The 15,146-nt window shown below is 72.9% G+C and carries 14 protein-coding genes; 4 read left to right on the top strand and 10 right to left on the bottom strand.

Features of this window, described 5'->3' with window-relative positions; genetic code table 11:
• Positions 1 to 653: 653 nt before the first annotated feature.
• The 7 genes from AMK13_RS28435 to AMK13_RS28405 all read right to left on the bottom strand — a co-directional run bounded on the left by AMK13_RS28435 (position 654) and on the right by AMK13_RS28405 (position 7,597).
• Complete coding sequence (locus tag AMK13_RS28435; RefSeq protein WP_049650863.1) at positions 654 to 1,643, bottom strand: phospholipase D; 990 nt, start codon at positions 1,641 to 1,643, stop codon at positions 654 to 656.
• A 146-nt stretch (positions 1,644 to 1,789) separates the two neighbouring features.
• Positions 1,790 to 3,160 carry a (5-formylfuran-3-yl)methyl phosphate synthase gene (locus AMK13_RS28430; protein WP_143204651.1) on the bottom strand — a complete coding sequence of 457 codons (1,371 nt, stop codon included), beginning with the start codon at positions 3,158 to 3,160 and terminating at the stop codon, positions 1,790 to 1,792.
• 217 nt (positions 3,161 to 3,377) lie between these two features.
• Complete coding sequence (locus AMK13_RS28425; protein ID WP_074004644.1) at positions 3,378 to 3,968, bottom strand: hypothetical protein; 591 nt, start codon at positions 3,966 to 3,968, stop codon at positions 3,378 to 3,380.
• Complete coding sequence (locus AMK13_RS28420) at positions 3,965 to 5,365, bottom strand: hypothetical protein (protein WP_074004643.1); 1,401 nt, start codon at positions 5,363 to 5,365, stop codon at positions 3,965 to 3,967. The genes AMK13_RS28425 and AMK13_RS28420 overlap by 4 nt, the downstream gene beginning before the upstream one ends.
• Positions 5,362 to 6,171 carry an ABC transporter ATP-binding protein gene (locus tag AMK13_RS28415; protein WP_107418869.1) on the bottom strand — a complete coding sequence of 270 codons (810 nt, stop codon included), beginning with the start codon at positions 6,169 to 6,171 and terminating at the stop codon, positions 5,362 to 5,364. Before AMK13_RS28415 ends, AMK13_RS28420 begins: the two co-directional genes overlap by 4 nt.
• 41 nt (positions 6,172 to 6,212) lie before the next feature.
• Positions 6,213 to 7,040 carry a zf-HC2 domain-containing protein gene (locus AMK13_RS28410; RefSeq protein WP_074004641.1) on the bottom strand — a complete coding sequence of 276 codons (828 nt, stop codon included), beginning with the start codon at positions 7,038 to 7,040 and terminating at the stop codon, positions 6,213 to 6,215.
• Positions 7,037 to 7,597, bottom strand: a complete 561-nt coding sequence (locus AMK13_RS28405) for an RNA polymerase sigma factor (protein ID WP_181970890.1) — start codon at positions 7,595 to 7,597, stop codon at positions 7,037 to 7,039. The genes AMK13_RS28410 and AMK13_RS28405 overlap by 4 nt, the downstream gene beginning before the upstream one ends.
• A 144-nt stretch (positions 7,598 to 7,741) precedes the next feature.
• Between AMK13_RS28405 and AMK13_RS28400 the strand changes: the two genes are divergently transcribed.
• The 3 genes from AMK13_RS28400 (at position 7,742) to AMK13_RS28390 (ending at position 10,808) form a co-directional block, all read left to right on the top strand.
• On the top strand, positions 7,742 to 8,320 hold the full coding sequence (locus AMK13_RS28400; RefSeq protein WP_049650856.1) for a TetR/AcrR family transcriptional regulator: 579 nt from the start codon (positions 7,742 to 7,744) through the stop codon (positions 8,318 to 8,320).
• Positions 8,321 to 8,547: 227 nt separating this feature from the next.
• On the top strand, positions 8,548 to 9,585 hold the full coding sequence (locus tag AMK13_RS28395; protein ID WP_074004640.1) for an agmatine deiminase family protein: 1,038 nt from the start codon (positions 8,548 to 8,550) through the stop codon (positions 9,583 to 9,585).
• A gap of 59 nt (positions 9,586 to 9,644) precedes the next feature.
• Complete coding sequence (locus tag AMK13_RS28390) at positions 9,645 to 10,808, top strand: agmatine deiminase family protein (protein WP_074004639.1); 1,164 nt, start codon at positions 9,645 to 9,647, stop codon at positions 10,806 to 10,808.
• Positions 10,809 to 10,895: 87 nt separating this feature from the next.
• On the opposite strand, the gene AMK13_RS28385 is transcribed toward AMK13_RS28390, so the two are convergent.
• Positions 10,896 to 12,074, bottom strand: a complete 1,179-nt coding sequence (locus AMK13_RS28385; RefSeq protein ID WP_074004638.1) for an agmatine deiminase family protein — start codon at positions 12,072 to 12,074, stop codon at positions 10,896 to 10,898.
• A gap of 142 nt (positions 12,075 to 12,216) precedes the next feature.
• Between AMK13_RS28385 and AMK13_RS28380 the strand changes: the two genes are divergently transcribed.
• The gene (locus AMK13_RS28380) at positions 12,217 to 12,873 is read left to right on the top strand and encodes a TetR/AcrR family transcriptional regulator (RefSeq protein ID WP_158077750.1); all 657 of its coding nucleotides are present in this window, start codon (positions 12,217 to 12,219) and stop codon (positions 12,871 to 12,873) included.
• Positions 12,874 to 12,896: 23 nt separating this feature from the next.
• Here AMK13_RS28380 and AMK13_RS28375 read toward each other — a convergent pair whose 3' ends face one another.
• Complete coding sequence (locus tag AMK13_RS28375; protein WP_074004636.1) at positions 12,897 to 14,078, bottom strand: agmatine deiminase family protein; 1,182 nt, start codon at positions 14,076 to 14,078, stop codon at positions 12,897 to 12,899.
• 127 nt (positions 14,079 to 14,205) lie between these two features.
• Positions 14,206 to 15,129: a DUF4436 family protein gene (locus AMK13_RS28370; protein ID WP_074004635.1), complete on the bottom strand. Its 924-nt coding sequence runs from the start codon at positions 15,127 to 15,129 to the stop codon at positions 14,206 to 14,208.
• Positions 15,130 to 15,146: the final 17 nt, after the last annotated feature.

The raw sequence follows: 15,146 nt of genomic DNA, 5'->3' as shown, positions 1-15,146 counted from the left end.
TTGAGCGGCACGGCAACCACCGGAATAGGGCGGCCCCGCGCACTGCGTCCTCGCTAGTGTTTGTTTCAAAAGGAATCTCCAACCCCAGTCGCAATGACCGAGGCCGGGGATGTCAACATATCTGGCGTTGACTTTTGGCACGCTGTTGAGTTCTCAAGGAACGGACGCTTCCTTCGGACCGCCTTCCAGCGGACCCTCCGGGCTTCGTTCTTTCGTGTTTCCAGCTTATCAGATGTTTTCCGCTCCGTTTCCGGGGCTTCGTTCATCCAACTCGCCGGTGTCTTCCGGGGTTTGACGCCCTGTCCGACGTTTCAAACTCTAGCCGATCCCCGCTCCGAAAAGCGAATCCGACCGCAATCCGATAAAACGAACACGCCATATACAGACTGGGCCGCACCTGCGCATGACAGATTCGCCCCAGCCCGAGCCGGGAAGTGTTGGTTCAGAGGATTGGCCACCCCGGGACCGTCCGCGTTGACACGTGTCCGGTGCTCCCAGTCGAGCGACTGGGAGACCCTACCCCTCCCCGGTGCCCGAGACAAAATGCCCTGTCCGGACGGCACCGGCCCCCTCCTTCTCCCCTCTCTCCCGCGGGCTCCGGGTCGGCGCCCGCGGGAGAGAGGCCGGGCCCCCTACCCGCGACGAACGGTCTCCTACCTGAACAGGCGGTCGCCGCTGGTGGCCATGCGGTGGGTCCCGCTGTGGCGGTTCACCCAGTCCCGGACGAGGTTGACGGCGTTGGCGCACTGCCAGCCGTTGTCGTACTCGCGCACCCCGGTGAAGGCGCCGTAGCCGGCGATGATGCCGTCCACCTGGGCGTCACCGAGGAGCTTGTCGACGTACCACGGGTCGTTGTAGGTGGTCGTCCAGGACAGGGTGGCCGCGAGTCGTCCGGCGGACCGGTCGGCGGCTCCCTTCTTCAGTTCCGCGCAGGTGTTGTAGGTGGCCTCCGTGCAGTTGCCGAAGCCCTTGGTGATGTCGCTGTCGCCGTAGTCCATCGCCCGGCGGCCGGCCGGGAAGCCGGAGCCGGACCGGTTGAAGGCGCTGTTCACCTGGTCGCGGGTGCCGGTCGTGGTGATGCCCTCCAGCGGGCCGAGCCTGCCCTCCAGGCTCTTCCAGCCCCGGCCGCCGACGTCCGGGGTGCTGCCGCCGTGGTACTCGTAGAAGCCGTAGAGCACCTGGATGCCGGCGGCCGTCAGCCGCTGGGCCTTGTCGCGCAGTCCGGCGACGCTGCAGGTGCGGTTCGGCTCCTCGCCGCAGTAGTTGGGGTCCTTGATGTCCAGCCAGACCAGCGACAGCCGGCGGCCCGCGTCGGCGTTGGAGAGGATGCGGTCGAGCATGCTGTCGAAGCTGGGGCCGAGCCGGTTCTCGCCGGCCGAGGAACAGTCGTGGTAGGCGCGCCACTCGTTCGGGTTCCACCAGGCGCAGACGTCGATCTCGATGGCGTTGGCGCCGTGGTTGATCGCGGCGTCCACGCCGTCCAGGGTGTCGACCCGGTGCGCGATGGCGTAGATCGGGTGACGCTGGTCGGCGGCGGCCGCCGGGGTGGTGCCGAGCGCGGTGACGCCGACGATCCCGGACAGCGCCGCCGTCAGGGCCGACAGCGTCCGCAGGTGGGCACCGCGCCTGTGGTGAGTGGTCAAGAGGTGCTCCTTCTCGCTGGTGCTCGAAGTGGTCCGTACTCACGCGTGCTCGGACGTAGTCGGACGTACTCGGACAACCGATATCACCGACTCCGCGTCGCCGTACGGTGAATGAGCGATACCTGCGGTCTCGCGGGCGCCACCGCTCAGCCGAGCGGCGCCAGTACCCCGTAAGCGTCGGAGGAGTACGCGGCGAGGTCGGGGTGGCGCTTGAGCAGGCCCGCCAGGTCGTCGAGCGCCCCGGGCTGCTCCGTCATCCGCCGCGGCAGCACCAGCCGGCCGCCCTGCTCCGGCGGGACCAGGCCGCCCACCAGGGCGCGGCGCACGGTCCGCTCGTGCCGGGTACCACGGCCGGTGCCGCCGTACGGGTCGCGGGCCAGGGCGCTGACGCCACCGCGGGCGGAGAGCTGGTCGAGCTCCGGGACGAGCCGCCAGACCTGCTGGGCGTGGTGGCTCTGCACCGACCCGGCCAGGTTCACCTCCAGGCCGTGGGCGTGGCACAGCTCCACGAGGAACCGGATCTCCTCCAGCGAGAGGATGCCGGCCCTGGCCAGGCCGTGCCGGTCGGTGTCGTGGCGGTCGAGGTCGGCGAGCTCCGGGCTGCCGGCGGTGGAGACCAGTCCGATCCGGGCGACCTTCAGCAGGATGCTGGTGTCCACCATGATCGCGTCGGCGCCGGCCGCCGCGCTGGCCTCGACCATCGCGCGGATCGCCTCCCGATCGGTGCGACGGGCCGTCGTGAGACCGTAACCCGCGTGGGAGAACGGCTCGTTGACGGCCACGAAACCGCCGGTCGTGCCCGTCGGCAGGGCGCCGGAGGCCCTCAGCTCGGCCGGCTCCGGCCGCCGGCCGCCGAACAGCGGCTCGCCGTGCGGGTCGAGCAGTGCGTCCGCGTACTCGGCGAGGTCGAACGCCCCGGGCGTGGACGGCTCGCACGGGTAGTACTCCCGCAGGCCCACCAGGGCGCGCCGCACCTGCGGGAGCGTCTTGCGGGCGTCCCACAGGTCGAGGTCCTGGGCGAACAGGACGGACATCACCCGGGTCTGCGACAGCCGGTCGGTCCGGCGCAGCGTCGCCGTGATCTCGCCGAGCACGTCGGCCAGTTCATCGGTCCGCATGCCGTCCAGACCGACCTTGACGATCCCGCAGGGATGCACCCGGGTGCCCATCGCCAGGGCGACGCCGAGGGCGGCCTGGGCCGCCTTGCCCACCTGCTCGTACGCCGACTTGGGCAGGGCCAGACCGTTCTCCGCGCGCCGGTACAGCAGCTGGTCCTCGCCGATGTTGGTGCTCAGCTGGACCGGGAGGTCCCGCCGGGCGGCCAGCACCGCGTCCGCGATGTCCATGATCCGGCGCGGTTTGATCGTGCCGAGCGCGCTGCGCGGATCCTCGCTGTCGATGATCCGCGCGCCGCCGAGGACCGCCTCCCGCGCCTCCTGCGGGTCGAAGACGCTGACCAGCAGCCGTCGATCCGCCCCGACCTCGCCGGGTATGCCGGACATTCCGATGGTCGACACCGTTCCCCCTCCGAGAACTGACTGTGTTCGTTCGGGGGTCAGTCTTGACCGCGAGAGGTGCTCCACCGACCGATCGGCGACCGATCCTCACTCGAAGGAGTGAGATCACTTGACAGCAGGGTGACCAGGCGGCGATGCCGCCCCGGCACGCGGCCGGTCCGCGGGCGCCTCCGGGTGCTCCGTCGGCGCCCACGGGCCCGTCACCGTCACGGGCCCGTCACCGTCGCGGGCCGGCCACCGCGTACAGCGCGCCGCCGGTCACCAGCAGGGCCACCGCGGTCCAGGTGGACACCCCCGTCCCGGCCGGACAGGTCATCCAGCCGATCGCCTTCCCCACGGTGGTGGGCGGCAGCGGGGGGACGAGGATGGTGAAGCCGAGCCAGCCGATCGGCAGGATCCAGGCGAGGTGCGCTCCGCAGAGCACCGCCCCGAGCGCGGCCAGGCCGGCCAGGCCCGCGGTGTCCCGGAGGACGACCTCGGTGGGGGCGAACCTCGGCCCCGCGGCCTGGACCGCCAGCACCGCGGCGCCGACGACCACGCCGATCAACAGCGCGTGCGCCGCCCGGCGGGGCGCCCACCGGATCGCGGCCGTCCGGTCCAGTGCGGAGTCCTGCCCGCCGAGCCCGACGGAGCCGGCCGCCACGCCCGCGGCGAGCACGAAGTACACGATCGGGTTGATCGCGTCCGCCTCCACCGCGCCCGTGCCGCCACCCCGGTTGAAGGCCCACACCACCAGGGCGGTGAGCGCGACCGCGGCCGCCGACGTGGGCACCTGCCGTGAACGCGCGTACAGCGTCAGCCACCTCACTGCGACACCTCCCCGGCCAGCACCGGAATCTGGTCCTGCCGCGCGCAGGACAGGGAGGCGGCGTGCAGCGCGACGATCCGCGAGCGCTGCTCCGCCGGCGGCAGTGCCGTCAGCTTCTGCCACGCGGTGTCGGCCGCCGCCCAGGTCTCGACCTCGTACGCGGTGGTGCCCTTCGGCGCCAGCGGCTGGAGCTGGGGGTCGTGGAGCGCCCAGCTCACGGCGATGCTCTGGGCGGGGATGGCGACGTGCCCGCCGCCCTCCTTGTCGTTGTCCGGGTAGCAGCTCGGTGCCAGGCCCTTGGCGATCAGCGCGCGGGTCGGCTGCTCGCCCGTCGCGTCGGCGAGCAGCCGTTCGCTGAAGTCGACCAGCAGCACGTCCGCGGAGAGTTCGCGCGCCTCGGCGAGCTCGTGCAGCGCGGTGTCCTCCCGCACCGAGGTCGGCGCCCGGTCGCCCAGGACCTCGTGCAGCACGCGCAGCGCGTCCTTGCTGCGCTGGGTGAGCTCGGCCAGGTGGGAGCGGCTCGCCTGGGTCACGCACACCGGCCCGTCGCACACCAGCGCCGCGGCGGCCTTGTCGACGACGTAGACGTCGCGTGCGGCGGACGGGAGGACCAGCAGGGCCAGGGCCAGGCCGGCCAGGGCGGGAGTCACCGCGAGCAGCCGGGCCCGCCGGGTCGCGGCCGCCAGCAGCGCGACGCCGGTGGCGAGCAGGCCGAGCAGCCAGAGCGTCTGGCCGAGGTGGACGGAGCCGGACAGGGTCAGCAGCATCTGCCGCGGCTCCGGGGTCGCCGGGGACAGCAGGGCGAACCGGTTCGCCACCCGGCCCGTCGGTACCGCCCCTTCGTTGTTCATCCGCAGGAACAGGCCCGTCCCGACGAAGACGATCACCACCAGGGCCGGCGGGGTGAGGACGGAGGGCAGCGCCCGCGCGACGCCCATGCCGAACACGGCGCCCGCGACCAGGGCCAGTGCCGCCACCAGCGAGATCGGCAGCCAGCCGAGGGGGGTGTAGGTGGTCGGACCGGACGCCACCTGGACTCCGCCCACCAGGACCAGCAGGCCGAAGCCCGCCGCCAGCGCGAGCCCGATCGCACCGGCCGGCAGCGCCGCACGGCGCCAGGCCGGCCGCGGCGTGGTCGTCAGCAGCTCGGTCATCCGCGAGCGGGGTTCGCGCAGCCCGTACACCGCCCCGACGCCGATCACGAAGGGCCACCAGAAGGTCAGCAGGGACCGGGTCCAGAACGCCATGGTGGTCCACTGGGCCGTCCACCCCGCGGTGCCGTGCCACCAGAACGCGTCGAACGGGAGGAAGACCGCCAGGCTGCCGCCCAGGACGACGACTCCGGCCCAGGGGGCGGCCGAGCGCTTCAGCTCGGTTCGCAGCACGCGTGCGTTCACCAGGCGCTCCCCTGCTGGCCGGAGGTGCGGAGCAGCGCCGAGTAGCCGCGTTCCAGGGGGCTGTCGCCGGGGTGCTCGGCGCTGCCCGCCGCGCCCAGCTCGTCCGGCGTGCCCTGGAAGACGAGGCGGCCGTCGGCGAAGAGCACCACGTCGGAGCAGGCGGCCGCGACGTCCTCGACCAGGTGGGTGGAGACGACCACGCAGGTGTCGCGGCCCAGGTCGGTCAGCAGTTCGCGGAAGCGCAGCCGCTGGGCCGGGTCGAGGCCGGCCGTCGGCTCGTCCAGCAGCAGCACCGCCGGGGAGTTGACGATGGCCTGGGCGATGCCGGCCCGCCGCACCATGCCGCCGGACAGGGTCTTCATCCGGTGGTCGGCGCGGTCCGCCAGGCCCACCCGTTCGACGGCGCGCTGGACGGCGTCGGGGACGTCCCGCTTCGGGACCTCCTTCAGCCAGGCCATGTACTCGACGAACTCGCGTACGGTGAACCGCTTGTAGTAGCCGAAGTCCTGCGGCAGGTAGCCGATGCGGCGGCGCAGGGCCCGGTGGTCGCCCACCCTGCCGAGGGAGGTGCCGAGCATCTCCAGCTCGCCCTCGGTGGGGCGCAGCACGGTGGCCAGCGTCCGGATCAGGGTGGTCTTGCCCGCTCCGTTGGGCCCGAGGAGGCCGTGGGCACCGATGCCCAGCGAGAGGTCGAGGCCGTCGACGGCCATCTTGCTCCGTCCGACGCGGACCTTCAGGCCGCTGGCCCGGATCTCCCAGGGGTAGGTCTTCGGCGCGGTGTCGGCCGCGCTCGCCGTATACGTCATGCGATGGTCCCTTTCGAGGACGGACAGGGTGGACATGGGTTTCACAACGTCGAGTACGTGTCCCGGCGGGCGATCACGGCGCAGACGCCGAGCGCGAGGAGCAGCCCCCAGACGGGCAACTGGTCGCGCTGCAGAGCCAGTTGGAGGAAGGCGGGGACCCGGCCGGTGATCGAGGTGGGGGCCACGACCACGAGGCCCCACCCGGCCGCCAGCCCGAGGGCGGCGCGGGTCACCCCGACCACGCTGCCCAGCGCCAGGGCGGTGGAGGTGAAGGCCAGGGAGGGCAGCAGCCACTGCGCGGCCGTCGTGCTCCCGGTCAGCCATCCCCCCAGCAGGAGGACGGGCAGGACCACCACGAGGACCGAGGTGGTGCGCCTGAGCAGCAGGGGCAGGCCGGCCCGGGCGGTGGAGGCGGTCAGTTCGTGGGCCGGGTCCAGGCCGCTGGACCAGGACGCGGCGACGCCGCACAGCGGCAGCACCGGCGCGATCAGCGAGACCGGTGAGGAGCTGCCGAAGACCTCCGCCGGGGCGGTCGCGTCGAGCAGCAGCGCCACCAGGGTGACGACGGCGGTCATGGCCAGCCACGGGGTCATGGCCGGCGTCAGCCAGGACGACACCCACCTCGGCCGGCGCCACCGCGGGGGCACCGCGCCCACCGCGTCCAACCGCGGTTCCAGGCCCGCCCGGACGGTGTCGACGAGCGCGGCGATGTCGGGTGCCCCGGTGGCGACGGAGGCCGCCAGCAGGCTCCGGCAGGGCGCGCACGTCTCCAGGTGGGCCTCCAGCGCCCAGACCGTGTCCGCCGCCATCGTCGTGACGCCACGTGCGTAGTCGTCGATCAACTGCCTGGTCGCGTGTTCCCCACTCATGCCAGCGCCTCCCGCATCGCGATCCGGGCCCGACGGGCACGGGTCTTGACCGTGCCTTCGGGCAGTCTGAGCAGGACGGCGGTCTCCCGGACGGAGAGCCCGTCGAGCACCGTGGCCTGCAGTACCTCTCGGAGTTCCGGCGCCAGCCGGCGCAGGGCGTCCCCGACGTCGCCGCCGACGGTGCCGGCGAGCGCCTCCTCCTCCGCCGCGGGCACCACCGCGCGCTCGGCGGCGGCGACCGGCGGTTCGGCGTGGTGGGCCCGGCGCCGGAACGCGTCGACGAGGCGGCGTGCCGCGATCGTCCACAGCCAGCCGACGGCCGTCCCGCCGACCGCGCTGCCGGCGAACGCGCCGGCGGCGCGCCAGACCGCGAGGTAGGTCTCCTGCATGACTTCGGCGACGATCTGCTCGTCCGCGCAGCGGCGGCGCAGCCGTACGGCGAGCCAGGGCGACGTCCGCCGGTACAGCTCGTCGAAGGCCCCGCGGTCGCCCTTGGCCACCAGCCGGAGGAGGCGTTCCTCGTCCAGGTCGTCCAGTGTTCTCCTGCGTGATCTCACACCAGCCAGACGCCCGATGCGGCGTGCGGGTTCTGCATCGGAGGTGACCTGTGTCACATCCGGGGGGAATCGGCCGACCTCCGCTGACCGGCCTTTCAGCAACCGCACGGGGCCGGCGCCCGCGCCCCGGTAAGGTGGCGGATCGTGGCCAGTCGTAAAACGTCGATCTTGGAAGCAGCGGCGCGGGTGATCGCGCGACGCGGGGTGCGCGGGCTGCGGGTGGAGGAGCTCGCCGCCGAGGCGGGTGTGTCCACCGCGCTGATCTACTACCACTTCAAGGACCGGACGGGGATCCTCCGGCAGACGATGGAGTTCATCAACGACCGGGCGGAGCGGTACACGACCGAGCGCGCCGAGGACGCCCCGCCGCTGACGCCCCGCGAGGAGCTGGAGCAGACCCTGCTGCTGGAGCTCCAGGACACCGCCGAGGTGCGGGAGAACAGCACCGCCTGGGGCGAGCTGCGGGCGAGCGCGGTGTTCGACGAGACGCTGCGCGAGGACCTGGCGCGGGCCACCCGGATCTGGGTGCAGGAGGTCGCCGAACTGCTCGGCACCGTACGGCCGATGTCCTCGGCGGTCGCGCTGGCCGGGGCGGCGGAGCGGCTGACCGCGCTGCTGGAGGGGCTGAGCACGCGCTGGCTGAGCGGCAGCCTGCCGCTGGCGCACGCCCGCACGCTCATGGCCGACGCGGTCGACGCCGAGGTGGCCCGGCTCGGGTCCTGATCCGTACGGACCGCACGGGGGGCCTCACTCTGCGCACGGAGCCCGTCAAGGATGCGTTAGGGCACGACCGCGAGTTTGACTGACTTTTCAGTCAGTGCGAGCCTGAACCCGCGGCAGGGTGCTGCCGCCCGTCCGTCCCCACGTGCGCCGCCCCGGCGCGGCGCGAAGAGTGGAGTCGGCGGCCCCCGGCACCCCTCCCGGCACCGTCGCACGATCTGGAGGCCCTCATGACCCACTACCGCGATGACCGCTCCACCGAGCCCTACCCCTGGGTGCCGGCGGACGACGTCCCGCACGCGCGGACCTGGATGTCCTGGCCCTCCCGCCGGGGCGTGTGGGGACTGCGGCTGGGCGGCGTCCAGGAGGACATCGCCCTGATCGCCCGCACGATCGCCGAGTTCGAGCCGGTGGTGATGTGCGCCCCCGACGACTGGACGGCGGGCAAGGCCCAGTCCTGGTGCGGCTCCGGAGTCGAGGTGATCACCGCGATCCCCACCGACGACCTGTGGATGCGCGACACCGCGCCGGTGTTCCGCCGGGACGGGTACGGCGGCCTGGACGCCGTGGTCCTCAACTTCAACGGCTGGGGCAACAAGCAGGTGCACCACGACGACGCCCGGGTCGCCGAGCTCGTCGCCACCCGCCGCGGCCTGCGCCACACCTTCGCGGACTTCGTCGGCGAGGGCGGCGCGATCGAGACCGACGGCGACGGCACCGTGATGGCCACCGAGAGCAGCCTGGTGAACAAGAACCGCAACCGCGGCATGAGCCGGGACGAGATCGAGGAGGCCGTCCTGGAGGCCTACGGCGCCGACACGATGATCTGGCTGCCCGGGATCAAGGGCCAGGACATCACCGACGACCACGTGGACGTCAACTCCCGGTTCGTCCGCCCCGGCACGGTGATGGTGCAGCTGCCGCCGGCCGACCGCAACGACGCCTGGGCCCGGGACGCCCGCGAGCAGTTCGCGATCCTCTCCGCCGCCACCGACGCCCGGGGGCGCCGCCTGCAGGTCGTCCCGGTGCACGGCCCGGACACCGTCCGCTCCCGCAGCTCCAAGTTCGTCGACTCCTACCTCAACTTCCACGTCGTCAACGGGGGCGTCATCACCGCCCAGTTCGGCGACGCGTACAAGGACGCCGCCGCCCGGGACGCGCTCGCCGCGGCCTTCCCCGGCCGTGAGGTGGTGCAGATCGACGTCGACCGCCTGATGGCCGGGGGCGGCGGCATCCACTGCTCGACCATGCACGAACCGCTGCCGTAGCCCGGCCGCCCCGCGCACTCTCCTCCACCACCACCCAGACCCTCAGCTGGAGTTCCCGCATGACCAACGCCCTGTCCCGCCGTACCCTGATCCGCAGGCTCGCCGGCGTCGGCGCCGGAGTCGGCGCCCTCACCCTCGGCCTCACCGCCTGCGACCCCAACGACCTGAAGGACCTCGACGGCGCCGTACCGCCCACGCGGCCCGGCGGCACCCCCGGTGTGCGCCGCTTCGGCGCCGAGTGGGACAAGCACCTGCGCACGGTGATGTCCTGGCCCGCCTCCGAGAACGTCTGGGGCGACCAGCTCGCGGACGTCCGCCGGGACGTCGCCGGCCTGGCCCAGGCCATCGCCGCCCGCGAACCCGTCGTCCTGATGGCCCGGCCCGAACAGGCGGACGCCGCCCGGAAGGCCTGCGGCTCGGCGGTCGAGGTCGTCCCGATCGCGGTCGACGACCTGTGGGCCCGGGACACCCTGCCGGTGTTCGTCGAGGAGGGCGGCACGGTCAAGGGCGTCGACTTCAACTTCAACGGCTGGGGCGGCAAGCAGCAGCGCGGCAACGACTCCAAGGTCGCCCGGACGGTGCTGGCCAAGTACGGCGTCGAACGGATCGAGACCCGGCTGGTCGCCGAGGGCGGCTCCTTCGAGACCGACGGCCAGGGCACCCTGATGGTCACCGAGAGCTCCGTCGTCAACGACAACCGCAACCCGGGCATGAGCCGGGACGCGGTCGAGGCCGAGCTGAAGAAGGTCCTCGGCGTGACCAAGGTGATCTGGCTGGCCGGCGTCAAGGGCAAGGACATCACCGACGCCCACGTCGACTGCCTGACCCGCTTCGTCGCCCCCGGTGTGGTCCTGCTCGACCAGGCCTTCCCCGGCACCCCGGCGGACGTCTGGTCCCGCTCGGCCGACCAGGCCCGGTCCGTCCTGAAGGACGCCACCGACGCGACCGGCCGGAAGCTCCAGGTGGTGGAGCTCCAGCAGCCCGACCCCGACAAGATCACCGGGCGCGGCGACGCCTTCGTCTCCTCGTACATGAACTTCTACATCGGCACCAAGGGCGTCTACCTGCCGAAGTTCGGCGACGCCAGGGCCGACGACCGGGCCCAGCAGCTCATGAAGCAGTACTTCCCGGGCCGCGAGATCGTGCCGGTCAAGATCGACGCGATCGCGGCCGGCGGTGGCGGCATCCACTGCGCCACCCACGACATCCCCGCCCTGGGCTGACCGGACCGGCCGGGCCGGGGGTGACCCCGGGCCGGCCTCCGTTCGGGGCCGGGTCCGGTCGGCGGGCCGGACCCGGCCCCGGCGGGTTCACGCCGCGGGCTGCTGCTGGGTGACGCAGTGGATCCCGCCGCCGCCCGCCCCGAGGGAGTCGATGTTGAGCTGCTCGACGGTGCGGCCGGGGAACAGCCGGGCGAGGGCCGTCCTGGCGGCGCTGTCGGCCTTGGTGTCGCCGAACTGCGCCGCGATCACCGCGTTGTTGCACAGGTAGTAGTTGGCGTAGGAGCCGACGAAGTTGGGGTCGGTCGAGCGGATCAGGTTGTAGTCGGGCCCCTGGATCCGGCTGACCGCGAACGGGGTGCCCTGGGCACCGGTGGTGGTGGTCAGGATCCGGTACTGCTGCCGTGCGTCGTTCGACCAGGCGTCGGTGTCGCTCGCCAGCGGCATCTGGACCACGGCCGTCCCCGCGTCGAGGAAGCGGGAGGTGGCGTCCACGTGGTCGTCGGTGATGTCCTGGCCGGCCACACCGTTGAACCAGATCACCGTGCTGGCGCCGTAGGCCGCGCACATCGCGCTCTCGACCGCGGCCTGGGACATGCCGGGGTTGCGGTTGGCGTTGAGGATGCTGCTGCGGGTGGCCATCAGCGTGCCGGCCGCGTCGGTCTCGATGGCGCCGCCCTCGGCGACCAGCCCGGCGGCGGTGAACGGCAGGCCGAGGTAGGCGGCGACGCGCCCGGCGACCAGGGCGTCGTTGCCGTGCGGGTTCTGGTGGTTGCCCCAGCCGTTGAAGTTGAGGCCGATCGTGTCGAGGCCGCCGGCGCCGTCGGTGCGGAAGACCGGACCGGTGTCACGCATCCAGCAGTCGTCGACCGGGATGTCCCCGATGACGGTGACGGCCGAACCGCACATCGAGCGCGCCTTGGCGACGCTCGCCGGGTTGGCGCACATGGTCACCGGCTCGTACTTCGCGATGGTCTTCGCGATCAGGGCGATGTTCGACTGGACACCGCCGAGCTTGTTCCGCCAGATGGTGCTGCTGTCCGGCCAGGCCATCCAGGTGCGGGTGTGCCGGACGGTGTCCAGCGGCACCCGGAGGCCGGCGGCGACGGCCGGGCCCGCGGCGGCGGTGCGGGGTTGCGCGGCCCGGGCCTGCCCACCGCTCGCCGCGGTCAGCGCGGTGCCCGCGACGGCGAGCCCAGCCGCCGTCAGGAACCGGCGTCGGCCGAGCCCTCCGTCGATCGCCGGATGGGATCTGAAGCTGCCCTCCATCACTACCTCCCTGTCAAAGTGCGCTGCCTGTCCGGCAGTTGACCGAAAAGGTAAAACTGACCAAGCGCTCGGTCAATACTTTGCGCAGAGATCGGTGCCGATGCGCCCCTGCCGCTCCCCCGCAGTCGTTACAGTGGCGGCCATGGCGACACAGGCGACGGGCGCAGCCCCGCGTACGGCCCCCGGCCCCGGCGGCACCGGCCGGGCGCGCGCTTCCGCCAAGGGCGAGCAGACCCGGGCCCGGCTGATCGCCGCGGCCCGCACCCTGCTCGCCGGCGACGGCGCGGGGCGGTTCACCACCCGCAACGTGGCCGCGCTGTGCGGGGTCTCGCACGGGATGTGCCACTACCACTTCGCGGACCGCACCGACCTGATCGTCGCGGTGGTCGAGGACATCCGGCCCGAGTGGATCACGCCGCTGGAGGAGGCGGTCGCCGGCCCCGGCGGCTACGCCGAGCGCTCCGAGCGGGTCCTGGCACTGCTCACCCGGCCCGAGAGCCCCGACCTCGCCCGCCTGCACGCGGCCCTGCACTGGCTCGCCCTCAACGACGAACGCGTCCGCGCCAGCCTGGAGGCCGAGTACGCGCGCTGGCGGTCCTCCTTCGTCGGCCTGTTCCGCTGCCTGCTGGACGAGCGCGGCGACGGCGCCGACCCGGTGCCGCTCGGCGAGGCCTTCGCCGCCGCTGTGGACGGGCTCGCCGCCATCGGGTCGCTGGACGGGACGGTGGACGCCGAGCGGGTGCTGCGGACGCTGCTGGACTCGCTCTCCTCCGCCGCTGCCCGGCCGTCCGGCGCCTGACGGTCCCACTATCTGACCCCGCGTCACCCGGTGGACCCGGGTGCGACGGGCTGCTGCTGGGTGGCGCAGTGGATGCCCCCGCCGCCCGCGGCGATGTGGTTGATGCCGACCTGGGTGACCTTGCGCCCCGGGTGGAGGTCGCCGATGATGCCGGCCGCCCGGTCGTCGGTGGCCTGGTCGCCGAAGCGCGGGACGATGACGCCGCCGTTGCAGACGTAGTAGTTGATGTAGGTGGCGAGGAAGTCCTTGCCCGCGCCCTGGATCAGGGTGACGTCGGGCTCGGGCAGGTCGACCACGGTGAACGCGCGGCCCTTGGCGTCGGTCTCGGACTGGAGCACCTGGACGGCCTGCGCGGAGGCGGTGGTCCAGACGTCCGGCGGGGTGTCGGCGGCGGGCCGGTGCAGCACCACGGTGCCCGGCTCGGCGAAGCGGGCGAGGGCGTCGACGTGGCAGTCGGTGATGTCCTGCCCGGCGACGCCCTTGAACCAGATCACCTTCTCGACGCCGAGCAGGCCCTTGAGGCTCGCCTCGATCTCGTCGCGGGACTTGCCGGGGTTGCGGTTGTCGTTGACCCAGGAGCTCTCGGTGGCCATCAGGGTGCCCTCACCGTCCACCTCGATGCCGCCGCCCTCCCCGGTGACCGGCGCCTGGACGCGGGTGATGCCGTAGTGGTCCAGGAGGTAGCGGGCGACCAGGGCGTCGTTGGCGTGGGTCTGCTTGCCGCCCCAGCCGTTGAAGTTGAAGTCGACCCCGGCGAGCCCCTTCGGGCCCGTGACGAAGGTCGGGCCGGTGTCCCGGGCCCACAGGTCGTCGACCTTCAGTTCCAGCACCTCGACCGAGGAGCCGCAGGCCTGCCGGGCCTGGTCGGCCTGGTCGGGGCGGGCCAGCAGGACGACCGGCTCGAAGCCGGCGATGGCCTGGGCCAGCCCGGCGATGTCCTGCCGGACGGCCGGCAGTTGGTCGCCCCACACCTCCTCCAGCGCCGGCCAGGCCATGAAGGTGCGGGTGTGCGGGCCGGACTCGGCCGGCATGGCCCACCCGCCGGCCGCCGGGCTCCCCGACCCGGCCGCCCCCGAGGCCGTACCGCTCTGACCGGACTGCTCCCCCGATCCGCTGTCGGAGGAGCAGCCACCGGTCAGGGCCAGCGCGGCGAGCGCGGCCCCGGACTGCAGGAGTGAACGGCGGGACGGCCGGGGGTGAGCCATGGGGCCTCGTTCCGGTTGGGGTCGGGTTCGGCTCCGCAGGCTACTGATCGGAAGGTCAGATTCCGGTGCGGCACGCACCCGCCGTTCGGGGGAATCCGCTCACCGCCCCCGCTCACCGCCCCTCGGCTCACGCCGCCTCGGTCACCGCCTCCCGCTCGCGGCGCAGCCGGTGCTCGGTGCGGATGCCGGACCAGGCGGTGCAGGCCAGGCTGGCGGCGATGAGGCCCTCGGCCCAGAAGAACGCCACGTAGTCGATCAGGGATCCGATCGGCGGCGCCCCGGGGGCCGCGTTGCGCATGCCGATCAGGGCGAACAGGCTCGCCGCCATCCAGCCCAGGGAGGGCCAGACCAGCCCCTCGCGCTTGCGGTACAGCACCTCGGCGGCGCCGAGGACGGCCAGGGCGATGGCCCACATGGCCGCGATCATGAACCAGGAGAGGATGAAGGTGCTGCGGGACCGGGTGATCCGCGTATCCAGGGTCACCGCACCGGAGCTCGCGGTGGTGGCCTGCGGGCGCAGTACGAAGAACGGGTCGGTGTCGGTGAGGACCAGGCCGACCGGCACGGCCGCGCCCCCGCTGGTGGCGGTGAAGCCGGCCTCGGCGCGGTAGCGGTCGAACGGGTAGTCCGTCTTGGTGCCGTCGTACGTCCCCACCTGGACGAGCTGGGACGCCGCGGCCTCCCCCTCGGCCGCCCGGATGGTCACCCTGGGGGTGCCGGTGACGGTGATCTCGACGGGGCGGGCGAAGGTCTGGGAGTCCGGCCCGGCGGCGAACCTGCCGTGCGGGACGGGGGTGACGTAGAGGGTCAGCTGCTGGGCGGTCGGGTCCACGTCCTGGGCGGTGACGTCCAGTTCGATCCAGTCGGGCGTCGAGGGGACCGCCAGCTCCCTGGTCTGTTCGCGGGTGTCGCGCTCGTTGAGGTACAGCCCGATGCCCGACCCGCAGAGGGTGACGACCACCGCCAGGACGGCGGCGAACCGCCAACGGCGGCGGGGGGATCGGTGCGCGGCCCGGTCGGTCGCGCTGGTGTCGTCGGTGGTGACCTGCACGGTCGTCCTTCCTGCGG

It is taken from the genome of Streptomyces sp. CB02056, from assembly GCF_001905545.1.
In the GTDB taxonomy this organism is placed as follows: domain Bacteria; phylum Actinomycetota; class Actinomycetes; order Streptomycetales; family Streptomycetaceae; genus Kitasatospora.
This window is presented reverse-complemented; position numbering and strand designations above follow the sequence as displayed.

Excerpts from the sequence above, each read along its gene's own strand:
- AMK13_RS28415 (WP_107418869.1), bottom strand. The coding sequence starts at position 6,171 with ATGACGTATACGGCGAGCGCGGCCGACACCGCGCCGAAGACCTACCCC.
- AMK13_RS28410 (WP_074004641.1), bottom strand. The coding sequence starts at position 7,040 with ATGAGTGGGGAACACGCGACCAGGCAGTTGATCGACGACTACGCACGT.
- AMK13_RS28395 (WP_074004640.1), top strand. The coding sequence starts at position 8,548 with ATGACCCACTACCGCGATGACCGCTCCACCGAGCCCTACCCCTGGGTG.
- AMK13_RS28390 (WP_074004639.1), top strand. The coding sequence starts at position 9,645 with ATGACCAACGCCCTGTCCCGCCGTACCCTGATCCGCAGGCTCGCCGGC.
- AMK13_RS28385 (WP_074004638.1), bottom strand. The coding sequence starts at position 12,074 with ATGGAGGGCAGCTTCAGATCCCATCCGGCGATCGACGGAGGGCTCGGC.
- AMK13_RS28380 (WP_158077750.1), top strand. The coding sequence starts at position 12,217 with ATGGCGACACAGGCGACGGGCGCAGCCCCGCGTACGGCCCCCGGCCCC.
- AMK13_RS28375 (WP_074004636.1), bottom strand. The coding sequence starts at position 14,078 with ATGGCTCACCCCCGGCCGTCCCGCCGTTCACTCCTGCAGTCCGGGGCC.